Origin of the sequence: Bradyrhizobium sp. Mp27 (genome assembly GCF_029953005.1) — a bacterium.
GTDB classification, from domain to species: domain Bacteria; phylum Pseudomonadota; class Alphaproteobacteria; order Rhizobiales; family Xanthobacteraceae; genus Bradyrhizobium; species Bradyrhizobium barranii.
Genome location: NZ_JASAUS010000048.1, coordinates 48228 through 60121, shown reverse-complemented (window position 1 = coordinate 60121; position 11894 = coordinate 48228). Strand labels below are relative to the sequence as shown.

At 66.0% G+C, this 11894-nt stretch carries 11 protein-coding genes; 7 read left to right on the top strand and 4 right to left on the bottom strand.

All coding sequences use genetic code 11. The features are described from left to right. Nucleotides 1-224: 224 nt before the first annotated feature. The 4 genes from QJT78_RS23810 (at nt 225) to QJT78_RS23795 (ending at nt 3748) form a co-directional block, all read left to right on the top strand. Nucleotides 225-1619, top strand: a complete 1395-nt coding sequence (locus QJT78_RS23810) for an MATE family efflux transporter (RefSeq protein ID WP_028150613.1) — start codon at nt 225-227, stop codon at nt 1617-1619. Nucleotides 1620-1641: 22 nt separating this feature from the next. After that, on the top strand, nt 1642-2292 hold the full coding sequence (locus QJT78_RS23805) for a 2-hydroxychromene-2-carboxylate isomerase (protein WP_028150612.1): 651 nt from the start codon (nt 1642-1644) through the stop codon (nt 2290-2292). Nucleotides 2293-2435: 143 nt separating this feature from the next. Beyond that, the gene (locus QJT78_RS23800; protein ID WP_281460334.1) at nt 2436-3533 is read left to right on the top strand and encodes an SMI1/KNR4 family protein; all 1098 of its coding nucleotides are present in this window, start codon (nt 2436-2438) and stop codon (nt 3531-3533) included. 8 nt (nt 3534-3541) lie between these two features. Further along, nucleotides 3542-3748 carry a hypothetical protein gene (locus QJT78_RS23795; protein ID WP_281460333.1) on the top strand — a complete coding sequence of 69 codons (207 nt, stop codon included), beginning with the start codon at nt 3542-3544 and terminating at the stop codon, nt 3746-3748. 64 nt (nt 3749-3812) lie between these two features. Here the strand turns inward: QJT78_RS23795 and QJT78_RS23790 are convergent, their stop codons facing one another. After that, the gene (locus QJT78_RS23790) at nt 3813-4928 is read right to left on the bottom strand and encodes an FUSC family protein (RefSeq protein ID WP_281460332.1); all 1116 of its coding nucleotides are present in this window, start codon (nt 4926-4928) and stop codon (nt 3813-3815) included. Between the two features lie 119 nt (nt 4929-5047). Here QJT78_RS23790 and QJT78_RS23785 point away from each other — a divergent pair, with 119 nt between their 5' ends. Beyond that, nucleotides 5048-6415, top strand: a complete 1368-nt coding sequence (locus QJT78_RS23785; RefSeq protein ID WP_028150609.1) for an MmgE/PrpD family protein — start codon at nt 5048-5050, stop codon at nt 6413-6415. Nucleotides 6416-6604: 189 nt separating this feature from the next. Here the strand turns inward: QJT78_RS23785 and QJT78_RS23780 are convergent, their stop codons facing one another. The 3 genes from QJT78_RS23780 to QJT78_RS23770 form a co-directional block, all read right to left on the bottom strand. Then, entirely contained in the window at nt 6605-8032 is a 1428-nt protein-coding gene (locus QJT78_RS23780) for a serine hydrolase (RefSeq protein WP_028150608.1), read from the bottom strand. 147 nt (nt 8033-8179) lie between these two features. Continuing rightward, a complete protein-coding gene (locus QJT78_RS23775) occupies nt 8180-9244 on the bottom strand; it encodes a helix-turn-helix domain-containing protein (RefSeq protein ID WP_028150607.1) in 1065 nt (354 codons plus the stop codon). A 62-nt stretch (nt 9245-9306) separates the two neighbouring features. Next, nucleotides 9307-9879, bottom strand: a complete 573-nt coding sequence (locus QJT78_RS23770) for a GNAT family N-acetyltransferase (protein ID WP_028150606.1) — start codon at nt 9877-9879, stop codon at nt 9307-9309. A gap of 64 nt (nt 9880-9943) precedes the next feature. On the opposite strand from QJT78_RS23770, the gene QJT78_RS23765 reads away from it, so the two are divergent. Beyond that, a complete protein-coding gene (locus QJT78_RS23765) occupies nt 9944-10861 on the top strand; it encodes a pirin family protein (protein ID WP_028150605.1) in 918 nt (305 codons plus the stop codon). A 78-nt stretch (nt 10862-10939) separates the two neighbouring features. Then, on the top strand, nt 10940-11854 hold the full coding sequence (locus tag QJT78_RS23760; protein ID WP_028150604.1) for a phosphoribosylaminoimidazolesuccinocarboxamide synthase: 915 nt from the start codon (nt 10940-10942) through the stop codon (nt 11852-11854). Nucleotides 11855-11894: the final 40 nt, after the last annotated feature.

Genomic DNA, 11894 nt, shown 5'->3' with positions numbered 1-11894 from the left:
CTGCTCGCCTCGATCGCCTTCAACATGAGGCGGTGGGCCACGATCGCCGCGTGAGCCGCCCTCCGAGGGCAACCACTACAGATCTTCGCAGGCATTGCCGGGACCAGGGCACTCGCTCCTGACGTCTTCAGCCTCAAGAGCCGATAACGCAACAGGCCCACAAGGGGAGAGGGGAAGAGACACGGGCCGTGTTTTCGACGTGCGGCCGTGCTATTGCAACCGCCATGCTCGACACCGTGCAACCTCGTCCGCAGCCGCAAGCCGGCGTGCCGCAAAATCATCTCGCCGAAGAGTTCGTCGAGACGCTGCGGCTGGCCGTGCCGATGATGCTGACGCAGCTCGGGCAGATCGCGATGATCACGACAGATCTCGCGCTGATCGGGCGGCTCGGCGAGGATGCGGTCGCGGCCGCCGCGCTGGCGCATACGGTTTATTTCGTCAGCTTCACCTTCGGGCTCGGATTGATGGCCGCGGTGTCGCCGCTGGCGGCGCAGGCGTTCGGTGCCGGCGACGTCAAGCGCATCCGCCGCTCGCTGCGCGCCGGCCTGTGGGTCGCACTCCTGATCTCGCTACCGATGATGGCCTCGCCGCTCTATGGCGAGCGCATCCTGCTGGCGCTCGGACAGGCGCCGCAATCGGCCGCGCTCGCGCAGCGCTATCTGAACGGGCTGGCCTGGGGCATCGCGCCGGCGCTCGGCTTCATCGCGTTGCGCAGCATGATGAGCGCGGTGAACCGGCCGCAGCCGCCGCTGTGGATCACCATCGCAGCGATCCCCGCCAACGCGGCGCTGGTCTATTGCCTGATCCACGGCCTGTTCGGCCTGCCGGAGCTCGGCCTGTTCGGCGCGGGGCTTGCGACCACGCTCGTCAATCTCGGCACCTTCCTCGCCGTGCTCGCCATCGCTGCACGGCGAAAGCCATTCGCAGACTACCGCCCGCTCGCCCATCTGTGGCGGATCGACTGGCCCCTGATGCGCCAGCTCATCGCGGTCGGCGCGCCGATCTCGTTTTCCCTGCTGCTGGAATATGGCCTGTTCTCGTCCGCTGCGCTGCTGATGGGATTGATCTCGACCACGGCGCTTGCCGCGCATCAGATCGCGCTCCAGGTCACGGCCGTGCTGTTCATGGTCCCACTTGGCATCGGCATGGCGGCGACGGTCCGCGTCGGCCATGCTTTCGGCCGCGACGACCCGGCCGCGGTGAGGCGCGCGGGCCTCGTCGCGGCGGTGCTTGGCGTAGCGCTGGTCTCAGCCCTGACCGTTGCCATCATCCTCGGCCGCTACGAGCTCGGACGGCTGTTCTTCGGGAGCAGCGAGGCCAGCGCGGCCACTGTCGAGCTGACCGCGACCCTGCTGCTGGTCGGCGCGACCTTCTTCATCGCCGACGGCCTCCAGACCATCATGGCCGGCGCGCTGCGCGGCATCAACGATACCCAGATGACGTTGCTGTTCGCGGCGATCGGCTATTGGTGCGTCGCCTTTCCCATCGCCTGGGTGCTGGCCTTCAGTGCCGGGCTTGGCGCGGTCGGCGTCTGGATCGGGTTCTCGACCGGCACGTTCGTCTATGCCGGCCTCCTGATCTTGCGCTTCCGCATGCTGACGCGCAGACTGGCGGGATGATCGGGATCATGGAGCCGGTGCGATGACCCTGTCCGTGGACCTCTTCTACTCCTACCGCAGTCCTTTCAGCTATCTGGCGCTGCCGAAGACGCTCAAGCTCGTCGAACAATACGATCTGGCGGTGAATTTGCGGCCGGTCTATCCGCTCGCCGTCCGCGTACCCGGCTTCTTCAAGAAGGCCAGCCCGAACTTCATTCGCTATGTGGTGCTCGACAGCACGCGCGTAGCGCAGCACGAGGGCATCCCGTTCCGCTTTCCGAGGCCCGATCCGATCGTGCAGGACAAGACGACGTTCGATGTTGCGGCCGAGCAGCCCTACATCCACCGCCTGACCCGGCTGGGCGCGATGGCGCAGCTCGAAGGCCGCTCGCTCGCATTCACCGATGCGATCGCGCGCGTGCTGTGGGATGGCTCCGTGGCGGGCTGGAACGAAGGCGATCACCTCGCCCGCGCCACTGAGGCGGCTGGCTTCGATCTCGCCGCGATGGATGAAGCGATCAGCGCCGACCCCGATCGCTACGAGCGGGTGATCGCCGAGAACGAGAAGGACCATGCCGCCTCCGGTCATTGGGGCGTGCCGACCTTCGTGTTCGAGAACGAGCCGTTCTTCGGCCAGGATCGCATCGATCTGCTGGTCTGGCGCATGGTGGCCAAGGGCCTGAAAAAGCGCTGATTGTAGTTTTGGACGCGTTTTTTTCACGCGAACCGCTATCCACTTCGCTCGAAAACGCTCTTGCCTGCCGGCATGAACCGGTTTCCCTGAAACTGCGACTGAGACGTGGCGCCCCGATCCCGGCGGCGCGTTCGGAGGGTCGCATGTATCTGGCAAAGTTCTTCCACCGCGCGCCCGGCGATGACGATCGCGAATTGATGCTGGTCCCGGGCAGCGATCCCATGGTGATCGGCGTTCATATGAACTGGAAGGGCGATCGCGACGCGGACAAATTTCTGCGCAAGGAATTCTCCGGCATCGCCGACGCCGCAGCGGCTTTCCGCCGCCATGTCGCCAAGCTGGTCGCGGCCGGCTATGTCGAGACGGACCATACCAACTACACGCTGCGCGACCTCGGGCCCAATCCGCGAGCCAAGCCGGACTGGCAGAAGGGGCTCGATGAGCTGATGATCCTGGCGCTCAGCGCGCCGATGGCCGAGCAGGCCGCGCAGCTCGACGTGCTCAAGGGCACGCCGGCCGAGCACGAGCCGCTGTATCTCTGGCACGCCGCTCGCTGCGGCAAGGTCGCCGGTGAAGATCTCGCACAGGCGGTACGCCTTGCCGAACAGGCGCGCGATACGCTCGTTGCGCGGCGCGCTGCCGGGCAGCCGCATTATGCGTGGTCCATCTATGAGAACGACCTCGAGGGGCGCATCCTGGAATTGTTGAGCGACGTCTATCTTCAGGCCGACAATCCTGACGCCGCGCTGAAGACGATCGAGCATCTTTGCAAGACCGCGCCGAACCACACGCGCATCCTCAAGCGCGCCGAGCTGCTCTGCGGCTATTTTCCCGAGCGGCGGGAAGAGGCCTTTGACGACGCCTTTCAATGGTCGCGGTTCGGCGGCTATGAGGACATCATGGCGTTTCCCGGCTATGAGGACTACGAGGCCCAGCGCAAGGCGGGAACATCAAGCAAAGGCTGGCGCTGGAAACCCGGTACGCCGGCGAGCGAAGCGGATGTGAGCAAAGTTGAGCAGGTGCTCGGCGTCCGATTGCCCGATGACTATCGCAAGTTCCTGCTGACGCGCGGCGAGACCGAATTGCTGGTGCGGCTGCCTGAATCATCCTCCGAGCTCGCTTCTATGCGCCTGACGAACTCGCCACGCAGCTTCGCAATGTCCTGGACTTCATTGCCCATTCCGAGGACGAGTTCGAAGAGGCCTGCGCCTATTTCCGTCAGGAATACGGCGTCTCGCTGAAACATCTGGTGCCGGTTGCCGAGCCGTCGCAGCTCAGCCGCTGCCTGCTGCTCCATGTCGAGCCCGGCGAGCGCTATGGCCAGTGCTTTCAGTGGGACCATGACGGCGCGTGGGAGCTGGAGCAACAGCAGCCGAGTTTTGACGTTGCGTTGAAGGCGCTGACGGATGGCATCGAGCGGCGCGACGCGGCGCAGCTGGCGTTCTTCGATCTGTAGAATCTTATTCTGACGCGTTTTCTTGACGCGAACCGGCAACCACTTCGCTCGAAAACGCTCTGGCTCACTCCGCCACGCGCGCGGACTTGTCGGTCGAGGCTTCCGACCATTCGCCGACGACGCGATCGAGATCGCAGAGGTTCTGGTGCATCTGCTCCAGCGAGAAGCCGATCGCGAAGAAGCGCTCGGCGGTGTCGCCGGGCTGGCCGCGGATCAGGCCGTCATGACGGACGGCGGCGACGGCCTCGGCATAATGCTGGAGCGCGACGTGGACCGGATGGATCGCCGGCGCGCCGACGCCCTCGCGCAAGGCAGCAGCGGCGGAGCGAAGGAATCGCGCGATCACGGTCGAGACTTCCGTCAGCGGGGCTGCAAGCCGCATCTGCACCTCGGCCGGCAGCGGCACCACCGTGGCACGACCGATCATCACGACGTCATGGCGCAGCCGCAGCACGGTGCGCAGCAGCGGGCCGGTGTCGGGCCCGCTCAACAGTCGCGCGGAGCGCTCACGCTCGGCTTCGGCGCCGATGGCATTCATGCCCACCATTGCCGTGCCGATGCCGTCCTGGATCCGGTGCAGCGCGTCGTTGTCGCGGCCGCGCGTGAGCCCCGCGAGCAGTTCTGTGAAGGCATCCGCGATCAGCTCGAGCAGCGTGGCCGCGCTGGCGCGGATCTGCCGCACGGCGCGCGACGGTAGCACCAGGAATGAGACCAGCAGGCCAGTGATGGCGCCGACCCCGACCTCGCTGACGCGGTCGATCGCCGACGCCAGGGGATCGGAATGATGCATGGTCGGAACCAGCAATACGATGATCGCCGTCACTGTCGCCGCGTTGAGGCTCGGATTGATCGCGGCCACGAAGGCGAGTGGCGCGACCGCCAGCACCAGTAGCCCCAACAGGCCCGCCTCGGTCGAATAAGGGAGCAGGATCGCGATGGCGCCGCCATAGAGGGCGCCGCCGATGGTGCCGAGCACGTAATCGCGCGTCGCCTTCAACGAGCGGCCGACGCTCATCTGGGTCACGATCAGCGAGGTCAGGACGGCCCAGAGCGGCAATAGCAGATGCAGCGCGGTGGCGATCGCATAGGCCGCCACTGCGGCCACCGTGACCCGGATCGCCAATCCGAGTTGCGTCCGCCGTGATCGGATCCGGTCGAACAGCTGTTTTGCAAATGCCATCGTCAGACGTCCCGATCCTTTTGCAGCTAGGCAAAAGCATGGCTGATGCCCGCGGCCCCAAGGCCGCTTGAAAGGCCAAATCAGCCCGCCTAACTTGCGCGCCAAAACGAGGAAACACGATGGCTCACGAAACCGCAACGCTCGCCGCCTATGTCGTCAATCTGAAATACCAGGATATTCCGGCGGAGGTGCTGGATCGCGCCAAGGTGCTGACGCTGGACTTCCTCGGCAGCGCCATCCGGGCCCGCAGCGAGGCGGAATCCACCCCCTCGATCCTGAAGATGCTGAAAGCGCTCGCGCTCGACACCAAGGGCGAGTCCACCGTGTTCGGCGACAGCAAGACCTGGACACCGGCGGTCGCCGCCCTCCTCAACGGCGCGCTCGGCCATTCCCTCGACTTCGACGATACCCACGCCGATTCCTCGCTGCATCCGAGCGCGCCGGTGGTTCCGGCCGCCTTCGCCGTCGGCGAGATGGTCGGCGCATCGGGCCGCGACGTGCTGACCGCGATCGTGGCGGGCTATGAGGTCTGCTGCCGGCTCGGCAACGCGCTCGACCCGACCTCGCATTATGCGCGCGGCTTCCATCCGACCGCGACCGCCGGCACCTATGGCGCGGCGGCTGCGGCCGGCAAATTGTTCGGCCTGTCCGAGCAGCAGATCATCGCCGCGTTCGGCGTCTCCGGCAGCCAGGCCGCGGGCTCGCTGCAATTCCTGGTCAACGGCGCCTGGAACAAGCGCTACCAGGTCGGCGCCGCCGCGATGAACGGCGTGATCGCCGCGACGCTGGCGCGCAACGATTTCGTCGGCGCGACGGAATCGGTCGAGGGCAAGCACGGCCTGCTCGCCGGCTACACCGACGATGCGCATCCCGACAAGGCGGTGGCCGAACTCGGCAAGACCTATGAGACGATGAAGATCGGCGTCAAACCGTATCCGAGCTGCCGCTACACCCATGCGGCGATCGACGCGCTGATCGCGATGCGGCGCGAGCACAATCTGACGCCAGATCAGGTCAAGCGCGTCGAGATCGGCTTGCATCGGAACGGCATCACCCTGACCGGCGATGCCGCGACCAAGCGGCATCCGACCTCGATCGTCGGCGGCCAGTTCTCGATGTTCTTCACCGGCGCGCTCGCGCTCGACCAGGGCTCGTTCGGCTGGGACGACTACAACCGCCTTGGCGACGCCGCCATCGATGCGCTCGCGGACAAGTTCGACGTGGTGCAGGACGACCGCCTCGAGGTCGGCCGCACCCATCCGTTCGGCGCGCGCGTCAGCATCACGACGGACGATGGCGTGCATGAGCGGCTCTATGCTGATCCCTCGGGCGAGCCGAATTCGTTCCCCGATGCGCAGGCGATGCAGCAGAAGTTTCTGACGCTGGCGCGCCCGGTGCTGAACGCGCGCGCGGAGAAGTTTGCCGACGCGATCATGACGCTGGAGCGGTTCGACCGCGTGGCGAAGGCCACCGAGCTGGGGCGGTAGGAGATTCCCTCCGCGCAGACGGTGCACCCCCGCCCCTTGTGGGAGAGGGTGGATGCGCGAAGCGCAGCCGGGTGAGTGGTTCTCTCCGCGCGCGACTCTCTAGCGGTCTAATTCGCGGATAGAGACCCCTCATCCGGCGCTTCGCGCCACCTTCTCCCACAAGGGGAGAAGGGAAGAGGAGCTCGCAGCTCAATCCACCCCCGCCATTTTCCCCTTCTCGCGCGTGGCTGCCACCACATCCCGTACCAGATCGAACACGCCGTCCGCTTCCGGTGGCCAGTTCGGCGAGCGGCCCAACCGCACGATCACAAGCCGTTCCGAGGGAATGATGATCGTGTACTGCCCGATCGTACCCTTGGCGAAGAACGCATCGCGGGGCCAGCCGTGCTCCACGCGGAAATTCGCGCCAAAACTGTCGCCCTGGTTGGTCCAGAAGCCGGCGCCAATGCCGACCCAGGCATTCGGCGTGGCTGACGCCGCGTAATTCACCCAGCCCTCGGGGAGGATACGCTTGCCGCCGGCGACGCCGTCATTGAGATAGAGCTGACCGAAGCGGGCCCAGTCGCGCGCGGAGGCCAGCATCTCGCTCGATCCCTCGATCGTGCCGGCGCCGTCGAGCTGGAGCGTGACGTGGCGCATGCCGAGCGGCGCGAACAATTCGCGGCGCGCGAAGCGCAGCGCGTCAGCGGGGTTGCCGCCGGCGGCGTTGCGGATCAGGTGCGCGAGCATGATGGTGTTGCCGTCGTGATAATTCCACACCGTGCCCGGCGCGGTCGCAAGCGGCATGCTCGCGGTATAGGCAGCCATGTCGTCCTCGATGAATTTCATGCGATTGACCGGTTCGAAGGCGGAGCCGAGCGAAGCCTGCAGCGAGCTGCCGAGCGCGAGGCCCGCGGTGTGCCGCAGCAGCTGGTCGACGGTGATGGCGTGGCGGGGATCGTCCGGATTTGTCCAGGCGGCGACAGGCGCGGGCCCGTCGAGCTTGAGCTTGCCCTGACGCACGAGAATGCCTGTTAGCGCCGAGATCACCGACTTCGTCATGGAGAAGCCGAGCAGCGGCGTCTCGGGCCCAACACCATCCGCATAACGCTCGGCGATGACGCGGCCCGACTTCATGACGACGATGGTGCGGGTGCGGCGGGTGGGCGGCTGCGCGGGTTCGGCGAAGGCGCGATCGAGTGCGGCTGATAGCCCCTCGCTTTGCGGCGGCACGGTTGAAGGCCCCGCGATCTCGGGGAGCAATGCGGGCTGCTTGTCGTCGGCCGGCGGCGCGACGTCGGCGATATCAGCGCCGTGCTCGAGCGTGCAGCCCAGCCCGTCGCGATAGACGGCATGGCTGCGGCCGAGGCCGAACAGCGTCACGGTGACGTCCTTGCGCAGCCGGTCGATCCGGTAGTCCATCGCCCAGGTGATCAGGTTAGTCCCGGGCATCGCGTCGGTGGTCTCGGTGAAGGTGCGCTGCGGATCGAGGCCGGAGACAAATGTCTCGGCGCAGAGGATGTCGGCGAGGAAGCCGGTGGCGACCTGCGGCGCGTTGCGCGCGCGCGCCGCGCCGAATGCGAGGCCGATACAGGCGACGGCGGTGGTGAGGAGGATGATCTTGCGGCGGCGGGTCACGGGCTTTCTCCGGCGTCGGGGGACGTGTGCCGGGCAGGAAGCCGGAGCGGGCTGAGGAGTGCTCGCCGGATTTGGAAAATGGACTGGCTGAAACTGAACCGGGCTGGTCGATTCTGGAATTTCGGCGTGATTAGAAAGGGTTAGAACTTACGCCGCACTCACCTTCAGCCGGCGGTATTCCGTCGGCGTCACGCCCGTCACCGCCTTGAAGGCCCGGTTGAAGGGACCGAGCGACTGGAAGCCGGCGTCCATCGCGATGGTGATGACGGGGACCTCGGCCTGCGCGGGATCGGCGAGCGCGGCCTTGGCTTCCTCGATCCGGTGGTTGTTCAGGAACACATTGAAATTGCGGTAACCGAGCCGCTGGTTGATCAGCCGGCGCAGCCGGTATTCGGGAATTTTCAGCCGGCCCGCCAGCGCGCCGATGGTGATGTTTTCCTGGCGATAGATCCGCTCGTCCGCCATCAGCCGCATCAGGGCATCGATCAGCTTCTGATCGGCGGATTCATCGGTGGCTGCCGGATGGCTTAGAATGACCGCTGGCGTGATTCCGGCATTCGCCGGAAACAGGTCGGCGCCATCGACACGCATCATCGCGTAGGCGATGGCCGCGACGACGCAGGCCAGCACGCCGGCATTGATGGTGTTGGCGGCATCGCCGACGTCGCTGCCGGCGACGGCAATCTGGAGCAGCGCGTTCAGTCCGCCATAGAGCGCGGCGGCGCAGACGATGAAGACGCGGGCACGCCGCCGGCGCTCGACCAGATCGGCCGGCCACGAAGCGATCGTCTGCCCCACCGCGAGCGCGATGAAGCCGAGCACGATCAGGTTCACCACGGTGACAGAGAACCGCACATGGCCGCCCGGCGCGATCCAGACGCACCCGGCGAAGCTGAACGCTGTCACCAGAGCCCAAATCAACCCATGCCACCAACGCAGGCGAAAATCGTCGTCGAACAGCGCGCGCGTGAACAGCCAGAACACCACGATATTGCCGGTCGACAGTGCGATCAGCGGCGCATGCCAGGCCGGCACCAGCGACGTCACGCCGACCGAATAGCTCACCGCATGCGCGGCCGAGCCGAGCGCGAAGGCTGCGCCGAGGCGAGCCGCCAGCACGTTGCGGAAGTCCGAGAACAACGATGCCGCCAACACCAACAGCAGCGCCACGGCGCCGGCGCGAAAGGCAAGTTCGAGATTGGCAAGCAGCATCCGGTCGACCCGATCGCGCACGCACGCGCGTGACGCGAACCTAATTCAGATCAAAAACCGATTCAATTTCGCCGGGTCCATGCGGCGCGCGACGTGATCCAGGCGTCGGCCGGCTTGCCGAACAGATCGATCTCTCGCTCCTTCCGGGCTCCCAGGCTGCGCGCCACGCCCTGCGACGGCGTATTCGTGCTCTCGATACAGTGCATGATCTCGTCGATCTCAAAGCTGTCGAACACCCAGTCGATCGATGCGCTGGCCGCTTCCACCGCATAACCTCTGCCGCGAAATTCCCTGGCGATGCCCCAACCGACCTCGAAGCCGGGCCAGCCCGGCGGGCACCACGGACCAACCCGCCCGATGTAGCTGCCGCTCGATTTCTCCTCGACAGCAAACATGCCGAAGCCGTGGAGCGCCCAGTGCCCGGAGATCACGGCTGCGTTACGCCAGCCGGCAATCTCGGTCGTGACCGGCTTGCCGTCGGCGGCGATGAAGCGGGCGGTGCCGGGATCGGACAGCATCGCGGCGTTCGGTGCAATATCGCCCGCGCACCATGGCCGCAGGATCAAATGTTCCGTCTCGATTCTGGGGCCTGTGACCTCGAGCAGCCTGGCGCCTGGCTTGAGCGGTGGGATCATCGGTCTTCTCCCGTTCCCAACATTGTTCTGTTACGATCATACCAGCAAGAAACAGGAGACCACCATGAGCTGGCAACCCTCGAATGATCCCGTGCTCGGCGATCCCATGTCCTGCGACGCGCTCGATCTCGTCATCGTGCCGCGCACCCGCGACCTCGGCGACGGATTCGTGGTGCGGCGCGCGCTGCCGCATGGCAGGCGGCAGATGGTCGGGCCCTTCATCTTCTTCGATCATTTCGGCCCGGTGCAGTTCGTCTCCGGCAAGGGCATGGACGTGCGGCCGCATCCGCACATCGGGCTTGCCACTGTCACCTATCTGTTCGACGGCTCGATCATGCATCGCGACAGCGAGGGTAACGTCCAGGAGATCGCGCCCGGCGCGATGAACTTGATGACCGCCGGCCGCGGCATCGCCCATTCCGAGCGCACCCCGGACGCGCAGCGCGCCTCGGGCCAGCAGATGCTGGGCCTGCAAAGCTGGATCGCGCTGCCGGCCGGATCCGAGGAGATCGCGCCGTCGTTTCAGCATTACGGCGCCGGCGATCTGCCGATGATTTCCGAGCGCGATTTTACCGCGCGGGTGATCGCGGGCTCCGCCTTCGGCATCACCTCGCCGGTGACGATGGTCTCGCCCTGGTTCTACACCGAGGTCACCGCGGTCGCGGGCGCCAGCGTGCCGCTCGACCCCGACCATGAGGAGCGCGCGATCTATGTCGTCGACGGCGAGGTCGAGATCGCGACCGAGCGGTACGAGGGACCGCGGCTGCTGATCTTCCGGCCCGGCGACCGCATCACCGTGAAGGCGCTGAAGGCGACGCGCATGATGTTTCTCGGTGGCGATGCATTGGAAGGCCCGCGCCACATCTGGTGGAATTTCGTCTCCTCCAGCAAGGAGCGGATCGAGCAGGCCAAGCAGGACTGGAAAACCGGCCGCTTCGCCGCAGTTCCGCAGGAACATGAGTTCATTCCGCTGCCGGAATAGGCTATCCCGATTTAGGCCGTACCATCCAGTGCGGCCCGAATCTCCTGTCCGATGGACTTGTCTGCGAAGGCCCTGCCGATGACCGCCATGCTCTCCAGCGACCTGCCCCTGCCCAAGATCGGACGCGGCAAGGTGCGCGATATCTACGCCGTCGACGACGGCCGCCTGCTGCTGGTCACCACCGACCGCATCAGCGCCTTCGACGTCGTGATGGGCGAGACCATCCCGATGAAGGGCGCGGTGCTGACCCAAATCAGCGCATTCTGGTTCAACGAGCTCGAAGGCGTGGTGCCGCATCACATGATCAGCGCCGACGCCGACGAGATCATTGCCGCCGTGCCGGCCTTGAAGCCGCATCGCGCCGAGATCCTCGGCCGCGCCATGCTGTCGCGCCGCACCACCGTCTTCCCGATCGAATGCGTGATCCGCGGCTATCTCTCGGGCTCCGCCTGGAAGGAATATGTCGCCAGCGGCACGCTGGCCGGCGAGAAGCTGAAGGCGGGCCTCGTCGAGAGCGAGAAGCTGGAGCCTTCGATCTTCAGCCCGGCGACCAAGGCCGAGACCGGCCATGACGAGAACATCACCATCGCGAAGATGCGCGAAGTCGTCGGCGACGAGGTCGCCTACACGCTCGAGAGCATGACGCGCGCGGTCTATACGCTCGGCGAGGAGCTCGCCCGCGAGCAGGGCATCATCATCGCCGACACCAAGTTCGAGTTTGGCCGCGACAAGGACGGCCGTATCATCCTGATCGACGAAGTCATGACGCCGGATTCTTCGCGCTTCTGGGCGGTCGATGCCTACAAGCCCGGCCAGCCGCAGGCGAGCTTCGACAAGCAGCCTTTGCGCGATTATCTCGACGTCGAGCGCCACGCCGGCCGCTGGAACGGCGACGCGCCACCGCCCCCGCTGCCCGCCAGCGTCGTGGACGCAACCAGCAAGCGCTATCTCGAAGCTTACAGGCGCGTGACGGGGAAAGAGCTGAAGATCTAAGCCGGCTGTTTCGTCTCGCTCCGTCATTGCGAGCGAAGCG

Bases quoted from the DNA above. Each gene is read 5' to 3' on its own strand.
- QJT78_RS23810 (WP_028150613.1), top strand. From the start codon at position 225: ATGCTCGACACCGTGCAACCTCGTCCGCAGCCGCAAGCCGGCGTGCCG.
- QJT78_RS23805 (WP_028150612.1), top strand. From the start codon at position 1,642: ATGACCCTGTCCGTGGACCTCTTCTACTCCTACCGCAGTCCTTTCAGC.
- QJT78_RS23800 (WP_281460334.1), top strand. From the start codon at position 2,436: ATGTATCTGGCAAAGTTCTTCCACCGCGCGCCCGGCGATGACGATCGC.
- QJT78_RS23790 (WP_281460332.1), bottom strand. From the start codon at position 4,928: ATGGCATTTGCAAAACAGCTGTTCGACCGGATCCGATCACGGCGGACG.
- QJT78_RS23785 (WP_028150609.1), top strand. From the start codon at position 5,048: ATGGCTCACGAAACCGCAACGCTCGCCGCCTATGTCGTCAATCTGAAA.
- QJT78_RS23775 (WP_028150607.1), bottom strand. From the start codon at position 9,244: ATGCTGCTTGCCAATCTCGAACTTGCCTTTCGCGCCGGCGCCGTGGCG.
- QJT78_RS23770 (WP_028150606.1), bottom strand. From the start codon at position 9,879: ATGATCCCACCGCTCAAGCCAGGCGCCAGGCTGCTCGAGGTCACAGGC.
- QJT78_RS23765 (WP_028150605.1), top strand. From the start codon at position 9,944: ATGAGCTGGCAACCCTCGAATGATCCCGTGCTCGGCGATCCCATGTCC.
- QJT78_RS23760 (WP_028150604.1), top strand. From the start codon at position 10,940: ATGACCGCCATGCTCTCCAGCGACCTGCCCCTGCCCAAGATCGGACGC.